The organism is Bacillus sp. TE8-1 (assembly GCF_008368855.1).
GTDB classification, from domain to species: domain Bacteria; phylum Bacillota; class Bacilli; order Bacillales; family Bacillaceae_G; genus Bacillus_A; species Bacillus_A cereus.
The window spans coordinates 74060-89467 of the sequence record NZ_QPET01000023.1 but is presented as its reverse complement, the minus strand read 5'-3'; the positions used below and the strand labels follow the sequence as shown (position 1 = coordinate 89467).

Below are 15408 nucleotides of genomic sequence, written 5' to 3'. Positions count from 1 at the left end.
CCTACTATTCAATATAGGCAATTTGATCCACAACAATTTCTGGTGCTAATTCACTAATACAAAGTACTTGTGCTTCCACTTGATAACGTTCTAGCAGTCTTACAATCGCAAATCTAAAATCTTTTCTACGTGTTAATAACACTGGTTCTCTTCCCATTAAACGTGCTTGCTTAAAGACGCGCTGCACTTGCTCAACGACACGTGTTTCTAAATCTAAATCCCAGTTTAATAAGTAACCTTGATATGAATTATTCACAACATCCGCATCTAACTCGATTGAATCAGAGAAGAGCGCTGCATATATTTTTCCGTCCGGATTTTTCGCATTTTCACAAATAACTTTTGAAATACATTCACGAACAAATGATGTTACACCATCCACGTGGTTTTGATAAATTTCTTTGCCGTCAATAATACCTTCAATAATTGTTGGTAAATCACGAATAGAAATACCTTCTTTTAGAAGTTGTTTAATAACATTTTGAACAAGTGATAAATCAATTTCTTTTTTCTTAATCTCTTCTAATAGAACGCCATTATCATTTTCAAGCGAGTTAATTAAGTCTTTTACATGTTGGCGCTGAATTAATTCATGAAGATTACGTCTAACGACAACATCTAAATGTGTAATTAATATGCTAAGTGGCTCTAAAACTTGATAGCCTTTCATTTGTGCATCTTGCACCATATGCTCTAGAATCCAATATCCATCTTCACCGAAAATTGGATCTTTCGCTGGCTCTGCATCTAAATCAGCCATTACGTTTGGTGTTTTCAGTGCTAATAAATAACCTGATTTTAAAACACCTTCAGCCGCCTTCGCACCTTTAATTCGAATAATGTAACGTCCGCGTGGCCTAAAGCTCGTATTATCTTTAAAGTTAATTCCAGGAACGTTAATACCAAGGTCAGTAATAATTGACTTCCTCATAAGAACAACTTTATCACGCGCTGTTTCCCCGTTAATTTTTTGCTTTACAAGTGCTGCTAAATCTAAACCGAGTTCTACTATAATTGGATATTTATCCGTAAATACTCCGAATGAATCTTCCACTTGTTGCAGTTGTTCATCTTCGCCTTGGATCATTTCTATTTCTTTTTGAAGCTCGTCTTCTTTTTCTTTCTTTATTCGATTTTTATTACGAATTCCTAAGAAGATAATTGTTCCGCCAACGAGTGCGAATGGTAGAAACGGTAGCGGAGTAAAAATACCCATTGCGATAAATAAACCACCGAGCGCATATACAACGACTTCATGCGCTAATAACTCTTTAAAGATACCTTCTGTTACTGTATCCGGTGAACCGTCAAATACACGAGTTACGATAATACCAGTTGAAATCGCAAGCATAAGCGATCCAATTTGGTTTACGATTCCGTCACCGACAGTTAACTGTGTATAATGAAGAGCCGCATCCGCAAAGCTCATCCCTTGCTGCATCATGCCGACAATTAAACCGAAAATAATGTTTACGAATAAAATGACAATCCCGAAAATAACGTCCCCTTTAATGAACTTTCCGGCACCATCCATCGCCCCATAAAACTCTGTTTCCATATTTAATTTTTTTCGTTTTGCTTGTGCATCTTTTTCTGAAATAATACGCTGGTTTAAATCAGCATCGATAGACATTTGTTTCCCTGGTAAAGAATCAAGTGTAAAACGAGCTGCTACTTCAGCTGTACGAGACGCACCGTTTGCAACGATAAACTGGAATATGATTAATACTGTAAAAATAACGATACCAATTAATAAGTTTCCGCCAATTACGAACTGGCCGAACTCTTCAATAACATGACCTGCATTTCCATCTGTCAAAATCGCTCGCGTCGTCGAAACGTTAATCGATACGCGGAAAATCCCGATTAATAACAACATCGTTGGAAATGACTTTAATTCATCCCACTCGTTAATACTTGTCGCTCGCATATAAATAAGCACTGACATACTTAGTAGAAAAACGATAATGATATCAAGTATAAATGGTGGAAGTGGAATTAAGAGCGCCACTACGAATGACGCTGCTAAAAAGATAGAAAAATAGGTTCTTGCAGACTCTATCTTAAACAAAGAGATCTCCTCCAAACGCGCTATTATACTTCAAGTTCGTTCGTCTGAATTAAATAGCGCATAACTTCAATTACAGCTACGTATAAATCTTCTGGAATCGTCTCATCTTCCTCGACTTGATAATATAAAGAACGAGCAAGCGGACGGTTTTCCACCATTGGTATTTCTTGTTCACGGGCAAGCGTTCGTATATATAATGCGAGCTCATCTTCCCCTTTTGCAACGACAATTGGTGCTGCATCAACGTGTTTATTGTAACGAAGTACGACCGAAATATGAGTCGGGTTGTTTACAATAAACGTTGCGCCATCCATCTTCTTCGCAATTGTTCCTTGCAAGATTGCATGCATAAAGTTTTTTCGTTTCCCTTTAACTTGCGGGTCCCCTTCATTATCTTTATGCTCTTGTTTCACTTCTTCTTTTTTCATCTTAATATCTTGCTCGTACTCCCATTTTTGATAAATGAAATCAATAATAGAAAGAACGATTAAAATAATTAAAATTGCTAAGAAAATAAATTTAATTTGCCTAATAATTTCAGTAAGTGACGCAGTCCAGTTAAATCCAATCATGCTCACGATTTTCTCTAAATTCTTTTTAAAAAGAACGTAAGCGACGTAACCGATTAATCCCATATAAAACAGTGATTTCAAAATATCTACTAAACTTTTACGACTAAACAGTCTCGTGAAATAGTTTTTCGGATTAATACGTGATGCTTTCGGTTTAATGACTTTAGAAGAAAATAGGAACCCGACTTGAATCATATAATTGAATAAATGAAAAGCGTATACGAGTATTAATATCGGAGCCGATACTTTCAGTAATAAAATCCCCATTAAATAAAAATACTCGGTTGAATCTGTATTTTTTCCAATTTGATCAAACAGCACCGCTACGGAATTTGCAATCTCATACCCTAGCCAGTCCCCGAAGAAATAAACGACAACTGCTAATACGAGAATGGAAAATAAATTATTTAAATCTTTACTCCGGGCAATATTCCCTTCTTCACGCGATTTTTTACGCTTCTGCGGGGTGGCCTTTTCTGTTTTATTATCCTTTGCCATGCGCGTCCCCCTACTTCGTTAAGAAAAAGTTAAATAGTTTCGTATATTCTTCAAGTAATACATCCGTCATATTTTTAAACACATAACCGAGCATCGGTACACTCATCGCAATAAACAAAATACCACATGTAATTTTAATTACGTATGCATTCATAAAAACGTTTAATTGCGGAGCGTTTTTTGCAATTAAAATTAGAACAAAGTTAATGATGAATAAACTTCCCATAAGCGGAAGAGCAATTTCAACCGCTGATGTGATCGCAAATAATAGCGTTGCGAGTAGACTATCTAAGAAACTAGTCGTCAGCAATTTTGAAATCGCCTCTGTATATTGAAACGACTTTAAAATCGTGGCAACGAAATAATTAATGCCGCCAAGTGAAATAAAAATAATGAGAAAAAATATATCAAAAATGGTTGATAGTAAAGTAGACTGTGAGCCCGCATTTACATCAAACAAACTTGCTTGTGATAAACCGATATCAAAGTCTAAAATATGCCCGGCCATTTTCGGAATGTTCCACAGCATTTCTACAATTTTTGAAAGTGATAATCCAATTACAATTTGCGTTCCTGCATAAGCTGCAACGTCCCAAACTGTCTTGATGTGAGAGACATCCACTTGATCAGCCACTGTAATTGAAAGAGCAAGTCCAACAGTAACCTTCGCCATTGCTGGAATGGATCGGCCTGAGAAAAACGGTAAAAAATATAAAAATGAAGTAATGCGACAAAACGCAAAAAACGTTGCCGCCCATAATTCCATATTCATTTCAGTTCACCTATCTTAGTACGAACGCAATAGCGATGGGATTTTATCAAATAAATCTAAAATAAGCATCGTTAACTCTTGGAACATCCACGGACCTAAAATGATAATAACGAGCACAATACTCGCCATTTTCGGTAAAAACGTCAGCGTTTGCTCTTGAATTTGCATCATTGCCATAATAACCGCGATAATAATAACGACAATCAGACTTACAACGGCAATCGGCATTAAAATCATAACCCCTTTATAAAAAAAGGTTTGGAAAATATCTATAATTGGTGACGTATTCATTTATATGACTCCTATCACATAGCATCCAGCGCTTCAGGCGACCGTCTTAAACATAATATCGACGATTTTTGTATATCCACCTAAATATACGAAAACGAGTATTTTAAACGGTAAACTTAAAATCATCGGCGGTACCATCATCATCCCGAGGTACATTAAAAGTGTACTAATAATCAAATCTATAAATACAAACGCTAAATAAATGAACATCCCTGTAAGTAACCCTTTTTGAATTTGCGTTAACGTAAAGGATGGTACGAGTGTAAATAAGGAAAGATCCTTTAAATCTTTCGGCAACTCTTCTCCGCGTACTTTCAGCATCATTTTTAAATCATGCTTATACGTATGCTTTGACATATATTCTTTCATAATAGGAGCTGTCGTTTCCGCAGCTTGACTTACTGTTATTTTCTCTTTCGTCATCGGATCCCACACATCACTCTTCAGTTGCCCGAGTACAGGCTGCATCGTAAAGAGTGATAAAAATAATGCAAGTCCAACAAGCACTTGGTTTGGTGGTAAATTCATTACCCCAAGTCCTTGACGTGTAATCCCTAGAACGATCATAAAATAAGTAAAATGTGTAAATAATAGAACGATAGAAGAAGATAATGATAAAAGGGTAACGAGCGCAAATAGTTGTACACTTGAATTACTCGTAAACTCTTTTCCATTTTCGAAATTAATAAAACCGTTCGGGGCTGCATACGCTGGATTTACAAAAATAATTGAAAAAACGATAGAAAATACGAAAATAACGGCTAATAATGATAACTGTTTCTTTATTCTCATGATGGATCCTCTACTTTTTTCGTTTCACTCTTCACCGCGTCTTCTAGTGCTTGTTGAAACTGATTTCCTGTTCCGGTTAATTGCACAGACTGCACACCGTTATTACTAATAACAGTGAACACTTGCTTTCCGTCCACTTCAAATAAAAAGGCACTCGTTTGATGATTTAAATACACACCGTCTTTTACTTGAATATGGCCATTTTCACCCTGCTTAAAAAACTGCTGTTTGCGCGTCTTTTTCGTCATATAATATGCACCGTAGCCGAGCGCACCAAACAGTAAAACGACTTGAAATAAGGTCGTCATATACGACATATGACTCCTCCTCTACTCTTTATCTTGCATTTGACTTTGCGCTTTCATAAGCGCCGCTTGTTTCTTATCAGCTTCAATTTCAGAAATGATAATACCGAATTTCTCGTCCATTACGATTGCTTCACCGATGCCGACTTTCATATTACTTAAATACACATCTACTTTATGTCCTAAGTTTTTCTCTACTTCCAGAACATCGCCAACTTTTAACTGCTTTACATCACCAAGTGTAATAGATGACTTTCCAAGCTTTACACCAAGTTCAATCGAAATATCTGAAACAGTATCAATATGTGCTTTACCTGCTTCATTTCGCTTTCCTGCAAAATCTTCTAATCCCATTAATGACACGGGAGATACTTCATGCTTCATATGGATCCTCCTACTCTACAAAACTTTTAAATAGGAGCGCCTTACGCGTTCCATCTTTTCCAATAAAACAATTAAATTTATGCTTTCCATCTACATAACCAAGTAATTCATCCGAAACTTTCGTATGAAGCGGAATAATATCGCCTTCTTCAATTTGTTCAATCTCACTCATTGTCATTTTCTGCTCACCAATTGCAACGTGAACAGGTTTGTACACTTGATTTACTTTCATTTCCACTTCAGACGTATACTTTTTACGCTTGTCTGAAGAATGTTCGACAATATTTTCAGACGTTAACTTATCCATAATTTCTTCAACAGATAAGAATGGAATTCCGATACGCACCGTCGTATTCCAAAACTCTGTTTTCATATTTACGTTAAGTAATGAAATGATATCACTCGCTGTCGTAATCTTTAATGCATTCGGATCTGTTTCTGTCGTTACAAATTTCGGTTCAATCGCAACAACACTTTCAAATGATTGCTCTAAATTTTTACAAAGAAGTAAGAATATATTATCTAGCGTTAAAAACTCAAACGCTGTTAACGGTCTGCGCATCGTAAAGTTACGCTTACTATCTCCGCCAAGCCAACATTCATGAATATAAATAACGAATGCTAAATCAATCTCAATAACAATTTCTCCAAGCTCTGGTAAACCGAGATCAATTACGCAATATAAATAATAATCTTTCGGCATTTTCTCCACATACTCACTCGTAAATGGAACTTGCTCAACTGTTGAAGGTTCTAGTTCAATTGGAATACGCATACGCGCTGATAACGTCTGTGACGTCTGTTTTCCAAACGTAGAAGCAATCGCTTGCAAACTACGTAAATGCTCAACACCGAACTTCTCTGGTCTATTAAAATCATACTCTTGAAATTTCTCTTGCTTTCCTGCTTCTTGTGCGAAAGCTGGCATTTCCTCGCCTTCATTTACCGCCTTCAGCAGGGCATCAATTTGCTCTTGGCTTAATTTTTCGCCACTCATGACAATCCCCTTCCCTACCTTTTCAATTCAACGATTTCAACGTACATCTTTCCATTCTTCGTCAAAATCTTTCCGGTTCCAATCTCTTCATTCTCAAGCATAAGACGCACCGTATTTTTCGTTGAATTTTCAAGACGATACAATGTACCTTTCGTAATATGAAGCAGATCTTCAATTTTCTTTTTCGTATTTCCGATTTCAAAATAAATTGTTAACGGAATATCATCTTGTAATTTCAAATCTAGCCAACTCCCATATCATGTTCACGAAAATTTCATGTTCTCTCTATATATGAAACTTCTTATTTTGAAACGTCGATATTTAATATTTTTTTAATATATCCTTGCGTTTCTTTAAATGGCGGTACGCCTCCGTACTTTCTCACATTCCCAGGACCAGCATTATAAGAAGCAAGTGCCAATACTAAGTCGCCGTTATTTTTCTTTAAATAACCGCTTAACTCTTTCACGCCACCTTCAATACTTTCAGCTGGTGAAAAGGGATTCTTCACACCCATCTCCTTCACATTCGCTGGCATAAGCTGCATAAGACCCATCGCACCTGCATGTGACACCGTTTTCGGATTAAAATTAGACTCTACTTCAATCATTTTTTGAATTAACGTTTTTGGAATTCCATATGTACGACTTACTCGATCAATAATATCCTCATACTTGCCCTCATTGGAAGAACGTATTTTTTGAATATTATACTTCTTCGTTAATTCCCACGTATCAGCGGCCTCATTTTTCGTTTCTGGGAAACGTCGTTCAAACTCTTTTTGCGCAACTTGCACTTCATCTGCTTTCTTCGTTTCAGCCTTTTCTTCAAGCTTACTCGCTTCCTCTACTTTATTAATAGTTTCTGCCGGTTTATTAACAACCGCTTCTATTTTCGTAGATTGTACCGGCTGACTCATATCTTCTACTTTTGCCGGCTGCGTAGTAGCCTTCGTCTCCTTCGCAGGTTCACTCTGCAACTTCTCTTGAAAACGACTACTAACAAATGCTTGTGGACTACTTAGCTTTTGCTGAATTTGCCCTTTCTTATATGCAAGCACTTCTTTTACTATATTTCCAACTATCATAATATCACCTTTTCGGTAAACAAAGATAATCTAATATTAGAGTTTTTTTTTAAAGTTTGCAATAATCCTTTTAATAATTATGTAATAAAAAAATGAATATATTGTTAAACTGTTATTTTTTTATATTTATTAATTCGAATTTTTAGTTGACACCCGCTATGACAGGGATTACAATAAATCTCGAAATTGATTTTTTCGCATATTACCGTTTTTCAATTTGCAGAAAAGTCAATATAAAAAAATGGGGGTTTCTTAACATGAGAATTAATACAAACATTAACAGCATGCGTACTCAAGAGTACATGCGCCAAAACCAAGCAAAAATGAGCAATTCTATGGACCGTTTATCAAGCGGTAAACGTATCAACAACGCTTCTGACGATGCAGCAGGTCTTGCAATCGCAACTCGTATGCGTTCACGTGAAGGTGGCTTAAACGTTGCAGCCCGTAATACAGAAGACGGTATGTCTTTAATTCGTACAGCTGACTCAGCTTTAAACTCTGTGTCAAACATCTTACTTCGTATGCGTGACCTTGCAAACCAATCTGCAAGTGGTACTAATACTGATAAAAACCAAGCTGCAATGCAAAAAGAATTTGATCAATTAAAAGAACAAATTCAATACATTGCGGACAACACTGAGTTTAACGACAAAAAACTATTAGACGGATCTAATAGTACTATTAATATCCAAACTCTTGACTCACATGATAAAAATAAACAAATTACAATTTCACTTGATTCTGCATCACTTAAAAACTTAGATATTAAAGATTTAGCAATTGGCTCAGCAACAATTAACCAAACTGATCTTGATACTGCTACTAATTCTATGAAACGACTAGCTACTCCAGCCACAGATGGAAAAGTACTAGCTCAAGACATTGCAGATGCAAAAGCAGCCTTTAACAAAGTCCAATCTGCTTATACGCCAGCAGAAGTTGATAAAATTCAAGATGCTTTCAAAGCTTATGATAAATTAGCTGCTGATCCAGCATCAAAGGCTACTGATATTGCAGATGCCGCAAAAAATGTTAACACTGTATTTGGAACATTAGCAACACCTACGGCAACAAAATTTGATCCATCTTCTGCTGTTGAAAAAATCGACAAAGCAATTGAAACAATTGCTTCTAGCCGTGCTACTTTAGGTGCTACGTTAAACCGCCTTGACTTTAACGTAACAAACCTTAAGAGCCAAGAAAACTCTATGGCAGCTTCTGCTTCTCAAATCGAAGACGCTGACATGGCAAAAGAAATGTCTGAAATGACTAAGTTCAAAATCTTGAACGAAGCTGGTATCAGCATGCTTTCTCAAGCAAACCAAACTCCACAAATGGTTTCTAAATTATTACAGTAAGCCATTTGAGTTAGTTTCCTGAATAAACCTCTCTGCTTGCAGAGAGGTTTATTTTTTCTGTATAGATAGATTATTTATAAAACTTTTTTTTATGTGGAAGAGAGTATCCGCGATGCTTAGAAGCGGTCAGTGCTTATCTTGATCCCCTCTTATGTTAAAACACAAACAGTAAATAAGCATAAGCCCCTCTATCCTTCCATAACTGTTTATTAGCTTTAGAACACTAACTATATCAATCTATAAGGAGTGTCTATTATGCGTATTGGTACGAATGTTTTAAGTATGAATGCTAGGCAGTCGTTGTATGAGAATGAGAAGCATATGAATGTGGCGATGGAGCATTTGGCGACCGGTAAAAAGTTAAATACTGCTTCTGATAATCCCGCTAACATTGCAATTGTGACTCGTATGCATGCGAGAGCAAGTGGTATGCGCGTGGCGATTCGTAATAATGAGGATGCAATATCGATGCTTCGCACGGCGGAAGCTGCCCTTCAAACTGTGACAAATATTTTACAGCGTATGCGTGATTTAGCCGTTCAATCCTCAAACGGTACAAATTCAAATAAAAACCGGCATTCGCTGAATAAAGAGTTTCAATCTTTAACAGAACAAATTGGCTATATTGGCGAGACGACTGAGTTTAATGATTTATCTGTATTTGACGGTCAAAACCGCCCTATTACATTAGACGATATCGGTCATACAATAAATATGACGAAACATATTCCCCCTTCCCCTACACAACATGACATCAAGATTTCAACGGAACAAGAAGCAAGAACGGCAATTCGTAAAATCGAAGAGGCTTTGCAAAGTGTGTCACTTCATCGTGCCGACCTTGGTGCAATGATAAATCGTTTACAGTTTAATATTGAAAATTTAAATAATCAAAGTATGGCGTTAACAGATGCTGCATCTCTAATTGAAGATGCAGACATGGCGCAGGAGATGAGTGATTTTTTAAAGTTCAAATTATTGACTGAAGTTGCACTTAGTATGGTTTCACAAGCGAACCAAATTCCGCAAATGGTCTCTAAACTACTACAATCATAAAAATGAATCTTCCTTCTTTGGAACGATTCCATACAAAACAAAAGGGAAATACATATAAACTATGTATCTCCCTTTTATTTTGTACCCAAATTTTATTACTGTGTTACCGTCATAACTTGTCCGCTACGGTCAACCATTATTTTCATTTTACCGTCTTGTGCATTATATAGACCTAGTTTATGTAATTCCATTTTACAATCTTGTACGAAAGTTGGTAATTTACGTATTTGATCAATATCCGAACTTGTAATGAAATGAATTAAAAGCTGCGTCATACCTTTAATATCTTGTACAAGCTCTTCTTTCTCTCGTTTTAGCCTTTCATTTTCCAGTTGTAACGACTGCAATTCACCTTCTAGACTACGTGTATTCTTTGCTTCTCTAGAACGCCCTGCTGCCATGCTAGAAAGCTTATAAATACCTTCCATAAACTGATGTAGTTCGTCTTCTTTTCTTTCACTACATTGATTAATTGTTTCAAAGTTATCAACGATACCAGATATAACTGTTACAAGATTTTTTTCATCCTCTTTATGCTGGATTTCTTCTTTTAATTCGTACTCGTTTTCTTGTTTTCTTGCAGCGATTGTCTCTTTTACTGGTATATATTTTCGCTTTCGTCCTGGTTTTTGTTTTTCAATATTTTCAAACGGTATTTCACGTTTTTTTAATTTATAATACGTATTTTGCAATTGACTTTCTGTTTTTGGAAAAAGATTTAGTTCATTTTTACTTACGTATTTTGAAATATTTAAAATGTTTAAACCGTGACGTTGACAAAATTGATACACTTCATACAGTAGCTCTAGTTCAGACTTCAGCCATGTAATTGCTGATTTTTCATATGCTCGCATCCCGCCATTTTTTTCTATATCTATTTGAAATAATACCATTCTATTATGTAAATCAACTAATTCTTCATACTTTACTTGGAATTCTTTTTCTATTTTTTTAAATTCCACCTCTAGTTGCATATCGTTCATTTTATTATTTGACATGTTTTGCAAAAGACCTAATACATTAATTGCTGTGTGGTGATACATACTCTGTGCCACTCCCCCTCATCCTTTCACAATTCTCATCTGACTCCCATGTCTTTTAAGAAAATAGCAATTTTTACATATCCATATTATAACAGTTCGAAATTATCTGTCAAATAATAAACATACAAAAATGTATAGAAAGTATAAAAATTTGGAAAATGTTTTTTATTAATATGCAAAATTGCATATTAATTACATTTAATTATATTATATGGTATTTTGAATGTTTTTTCACCGAAAAAATTTGCGTTACCACGAAATATTACTAAAATAACAATCGAAAATACGTTTGCTTATATTTTTAAATCAAAAATCTCTAAATAAAGATTATTCACACATACAGCGACAAACACCCAAGAAACCTTTCATTTTTCTACCAGCTTAAAGTATAGAATACTAAAAAGGAATTAGCCATATGTAGCATTGGCTAATTCCTTCCTCTCTCTAACAGAATAGAGTTATAAACCCAGTCTTCAAATCCTCAATCAAAGTCTCACTTCTTCTTACTTAAAACTACTTCATACCTCTGAACTCACATCGCATGAGACTCTATTAAGCACTGAAAACTTCCTTACATAAGTAGTTCCTCTATTCCTACTAAATAGAAAAATGTTATACGCCAGCTCTTCTACTTACCTATAACCACTCCATATCTCTGGTCTCAACATCGCATAGGGCTCTATTAAGCACTGACCGCTCAACACTTAGCTAGAGCTTCTATTCCGGCTAAATAGAAGCTTTTAAAGCACTAACTTATCAACTAAACCAATTAGCTCTTGAATATCTGGCTTACTTACTTGAGCATTTGCTCCTACAGCTTCACCTTTATGGAATAATTCATTTGTAATTAATGAAGAGAAAATAATGACTGGTAAACGATTCATTACTTCACTATCCTTAACCACTTTCGTTAAATGATGTCCATCCATTTTTGGCATTTCAATATCCGTAATTAGCAAGTGAATATGCTCAAACATTTTTTCGCCTTGCTCTTTCGCTAATTTTTCAATTTGCGCTAACGCTTCTGCACCATTGCTGAAGAAGTTCATTTTTGTATATCCAGCTGATGATAATGTTTCTTCTAATATTTGGCGAAGCATCGCTGAATCTTCTGCAATGTAAATTACTTTTTCAGCTCGATCTGTTTTTTGTTCTAATCCTGCAATTGATTTATTGTCATAACCAGTGCCGCTAATTTCACATACAATTTTTTCATAATCTAATAGTAAGATGATTTTTCCATCTAGTTTTACAATACCAGATGTCGTTTCTTCTAGTCCCATAGATAATGAAGCTGGTTCATCAATTTGTTCCCACGAAATACGTTGAATACGATGCACTTCATCAACGCGGAAAATAACTTTCATTTGGTTTAATTCTGAGATGATAAATTTCGTTTGATCAAGTGGCTTTGTTGACTTTAAATTAAGAGCCATTGCCAAGTTAATAACAGGTAAAATTTCACCACGTACTTGAACAACACCTTCAACTGCATGATGAGATTCTGGCACAGTTGTAACAGGGAATGGATTAATGATTTCACGTACTTTCATAACATTAATACTAAATAGGTTTTCACCAACAGTATACGTAACAATCTCTAATTCATTTGTTCCGCTTTCTAATAAAATACTTTGTGCTTGTGACATAAAGGTGTCGCTCCCCTTCCATTAATTCCGTATATCTAATTATTAAGCTTTATAAAAGAGAAAAAGTCAACTACCTATATAAAAAATATAGATAGTCGAACAATTCATTTTATTAAAAAACAATTAATCTTGTATAAACGAAGCAAGTGCTTCTAATAACACTTCCTGCGCTCCTACAATTTCTGTCGGCATTGCTTCCCATTTTTTCGAAAGCTCCGTCTCTACTCTTATTCTCAGCTCAGAATTCATTTCTGCTAGCACATATTCTTTCGTTGCTATATCAACATCAAGTAGCGCAAGTGCATATAATTCCGGATCATTTATTTTTTCGAATAATCGTTTTAATACTACCGGTGCTATATGTTTTAATTTTTCAATATGAATTTCCTTATCCGAAAATAGTAACTCATATTGAATAAACGTAACATTTTCTTTAATCACTTTAAAATAACAATTATTTTTTTTATCATTTACAAAATAACCATTTGGATCTGCAATAATACTTTCTACTTTACGAATTAAATCTGGCAAACTATTCGCCGCCATTACAGTTCGCTGCTCAACCTCACTCGGCGAAATGAATGTAACGCGATACTTATTTTGCGCCATCCTCCTCACCTCTCCTTTTATAAAAATCTATTGTCACGTACTATCCAGAAGGCACTTGCCTACTATGAAATGATTATCTCATCCCCAACTATCTCAGTACGCCTTCATAGCTCTATTCTTACAACTAGGAGCTCTTCTGGATCATAGCTTTTTATCCACACTAAACTTTGCTTACCTCTTCTTATACTACCCTAGTAACTCTCCATACCTCTGTCCTTACACACCAGTCGATTCCCTATTAGGCACTAACCGCTCCAAAACAACGCTGGGTCCTCTCGTCAATCCTAAAAAGAGCTTTTAAGATCTTTTTAAGAACTTTTCAATAACTCTATGTTATTAAACCAAAACGCTATCTGCTGATCCGTAATATTTGGCAACATAACAAAAAACTCACGACACTTCATCTCATCCTTAAACAGTTGATACTTCCAAACAGTATCGCTACCAACACTTATGAAATAAAACTCATGGATACGGCCAATGATTGCTTGTTTTTCGCCAAATGAATACGGTGGCACTTGCTTAATTTCAAATTGATCTGGTAAATATACATGCTCTTCTCGTTCTATTTTTAATACTTGCTCGGCAAGTTCACGTTTATTTTCGAAAAAAGGCAATTGTAAAATTCGCTCTTGTCTTGTCATACGAATAAAAAACCCTTTCTACTCCATTACATTTTTTCCATGCGATATATTATCGAATTAAGTTTACAACTTCATTTAATACTTCATCTGAAACTTTAATTACTTTCGCATTTCCTTGGAATCCGCGTTGGTATAACATTAAGTCAACGAATTCTACAGATAAATCTACGTTAGCACCTTCTTGTGCACCACCGCGTACTTTACCTGCACCGTTTTGACCAGATGTACCAAGAGCTAAAATACCTGTTGTATTCGTCGCTGTATAGTTACCATTACCTGTTTTCATTAGTCCGCCTTCGTTCGGGAACATCGCAACAGCTAATTGACCTGCAGATTTCATACTTCCATCAGAATATTTTACCATCACATAACCACCATCAGCAATGAAGCAATCTTTAACCGTCGCTGCTGCTCTACCATCTACGTCTGTTACTGATAATGTTTTATCTGTTGGATGATTTGTTAAATGGCTTAAGTCTAATTTTATAGAACCGCCATCAAATGGAATATTGGCTCCTTGCTCTTTCGGATTTGGATTTCCAACAGCATCAAATGTCATATTACCACCTGCACCTGGAACATCTTTAAACTCTGTTTCTTTTTTCGAGTCATTGCGCATTTGTACTTTATATGTATAGTTATGTTCACTCGTTTGTTTAAACTCTACACGCATTGTCCATGTATTCCCCGCATTATCATATACAGGTAAATCTTGTGTAATTTGTTTTTCACCAGTTGGAATATTCCCTTTAATTGTCCCTTTTGATGTTCGAATACCACCAATTGCTGTTCCCATTGGAATTTGCAACGGTCCTGGAATTCCAGATAAATCAACTTCACCAGTTGCCTCATTTGCAGGGTATGCAAACACGTATTGACCTTCAGTATTCGTAATATAGTAATCTGAAGATATCCCAAACGTACCTTTACGAGTAAATTCCATATTTCCGCCTTTTGAATCACCTACAACGAAGAAACCATTACCTTCCATTGCTGCTTGTGTTTTGCCACCTGTTAACGTAATTGTACCATCACTATAATCCGTAACCGTACCACTCATTTTCACACCGTTACCAATACTTTTCGGATTCGTTCCTGCGTATTTACCGTCACCTTTTGCACCAATCGAATTGTTATATAGTAAATCATCAAACATTGCTTTTTGTTTTTTATAACCTACTGTTTGTGCATTGGCAATATTATTTGAAGTTACACTTAATGCATTTTGTGTTGCATTCATCCCTGTAATACTTGTATATAACGCTTTAATCATAACG

Annotated in this window: 17 protein-coding genes; 2 read left to right on the top strand and 15 right to left on the bottom strand. The window is 35.6% G+C overall.

Annotation, left to right across the window (positions count from 1 at the left end):
* Positions 1-4: 4 nt before the first annotated feature.
* The 10 genes from flhA to DN404_RS21455 all read right to left on the bottom strand — a co-directional run bounded on the left by flhA (position 5) and on the right by DN404_RS21455 (position 7769).
* Positions 5-2071, bottom strand: coding sequence for a flagellar biosynthesis protein FlhA (gene flhA, locus DN404_RS21500; protein WP_000472585.1), 2067 nt, complete (start codon positions 2069-2071; stop codon positions 5-7).
* A gap of 23 nt (positions 2072-2094) precedes the next feature.
* Positions 2095-3141 (bottom strand): flagellar type III secretion system protein FlhB, encoded by a 1047-nt coding sequence (gene flhB / locus DN404_RS21495; protein ID WP_001040114.1) that lies wholly within the window; start codon positions 3139-3141, stop codon positions 2095-2097.
* Between the two features lie 10 nt (positions 3142-3151).
* Positions 3152-3913, bottom strand: a complete 762-nt coding sequence (locus tag DN404_RS21490; RefSeq protein ID WP_001055718.1) for a flagellar biosynthetic protein FliR — start codon at positions 3911-3913, stop codon at positions 3152-3154.
* A 15-nt stretch (positions 3914-3928) separates the two neighbouring features.
* Positions 3929-4204: a flagellar biosynthetic protein FliQ gene (locus tag DN404_RS21485; protein WP_001098080.1), complete on the bottom strand. Its 276-nt coding sequence runs from the start codon at positions 4202-4204 to the stop codon at positions 3929-3931.
* 33 nt (positions 4205-4237) lie between these two features.
* A complete protein-coding gene (locus DN404_RS21480; RefSeq protein WP_001220582.1) occupies positions 4238-4996 on the bottom strand; it encodes a flagellar type III secretion system pore protein FliP in 759 nt (252 codons plus the stop codon).
* On the bottom strand, positions 4993-5313 hold the full coding sequence (locus DN404_RS21475) for a hypothetical protein (protein WP_000121176.1): 321 nt from the start codon (positions 5311-5313) through the stop codon (positions 4993-4995). Before DN404_RS21475 ends, DN404_RS21480 begins: the two co-directional genes overlap by 4 nt.
* Before the next feature lie 12 nt (positions 5314-5325).
* Entirely contained in the window at positions 5326-5685 is a 360-nt protein-coding gene (gene fliN, locus DN404_RS21470; protein ID WP_000680010.1) for a flagellar motor switch protein FliN, read from the bottom strand.
* A gap of 10 nt (positions 5686-5695) precedes the next feature.
* Positions 5696-6682, bottom strand: coding sequence for a flagellar motor switch protein FliM (gene fliM, locus DN404_RS21465; protein ID WP_016117526.1), 987 nt, complete (start codon positions 6680-6682; stop codon positions 5696-5698).
* A gap of 14 nt (positions 6683-6696) precedes the next feature.
* Positions 6697-6921, bottom strand: coding sequence for a flagellar motor switch protein FliN (locus DN404_RS21460; RefSeq protein ID WP_000775712.1), 225 nt, complete (start codon positions 6919-6921; stop codon positions 6697-6699).
* A gap of 62 nt (positions 6922-6983) precedes the next feature.
* Positions 6984-7769, bottom strand: coding sequence for a lytic transglycosylase domain-containing protein (locus tag DN404_RS21455; protein WP_000635223.1), 786 nt, complete (start codon positions 7767-7769; stop codon positions 6984-6986).
* Positions 7770-8026: 257 nt separating this feature from the next.
* Between DN404_RS21455 and DN404_RS21450 the strand changes: the two genes are divergently transcribed.
* Together DN404_RS21450 and DN404_RS21445 are read left to right on the top strand one after the other, a co-directional pair.
* On the top strand, positions 8027-9130 hold the full coding sequence (locus DN404_RS21450; protein ID WP_044584279.1) for a flagellin N-terminal helical domain-containing protein: 1104 nt from the start codon (positions 8027-8029) through the stop codon (positions 9128-9130).
* A gap of 255 nt (positions 9131-9385) precedes the next feature.
* Positions 9386-10186: a flagellin N-terminal helical domain-containing protein gene (locus DN404_RS21445; protein WP_098434663.1), complete on the top strand. Its 801-nt coding sequence runs from the start codon at positions 9386-9388 to the stop codon at positions 10184-10186.
* Between the two features lie 95 nt (positions 10187-10281).
* On the opposite strand, the gene DN404_RS21440 is transcribed toward DN404_RS21445, so the two are convergent.
* The 5 genes from DN404_RS21440 to DN404_RS21415 form a co-directional block, all read right to left on the bottom strand.
* The gene (locus DN404_RS21440) at positions 10282-11229 is read right to left on the bottom strand and encodes a DNA-binding domain-containing protein (RefSeq protein WP_140159076.1); all 948 of its coding nucleotides are present in this window, start codon (positions 11227-11229) and stop codon (positions 10282-10284) included.
* 740 nt (positions 11230-11969) lie between these two features.
* Entirely contained in the window at positions 11970-12878 is a 909-nt protein-coding gene (locus DN404_RS21430) for a chemotaxis protein (protein WP_000075943.1), read from the bottom strand.
* Between the two features lie 123 nt (positions 12879-13001).
* Positions 13002-13487 carry a hypothetical protein gene (locus DN404_RS21425; protein WP_000068301.1) on the bottom strand — a complete coding sequence of 162 codons (486 nt, stop codon included), beginning with the start codon at positions 13485-13487 and terminating at the stop codon, positions 13002-13004.
* 308 nt (positions 13488-13795) lie between these two features.
* Complete coding sequence (locus DN404_RS21420) at positions 13796-14131, bottom strand: DUF3964 family protein (protein WP_000198170.1); 336 nt, start codon at positions 14129-14131, stop codon at positions 13796-13798.
* A 49-nt stretch (positions 14132-14180) separates the two neighbouring features.
* Positions 14181-15404 (bottom strand): flagellar hook protein FlgE, encoded by a 1224-nt coding sequence (locus tag DN404_RS21415; RefSeq protein ID WP_000588321.1) that lies wholly within the window; start codon positions 15402-15404, stop codon positions 14181-14183.
* Between the last annotated feature and the right edge of the window lie 4 nt (positions 15405-15408).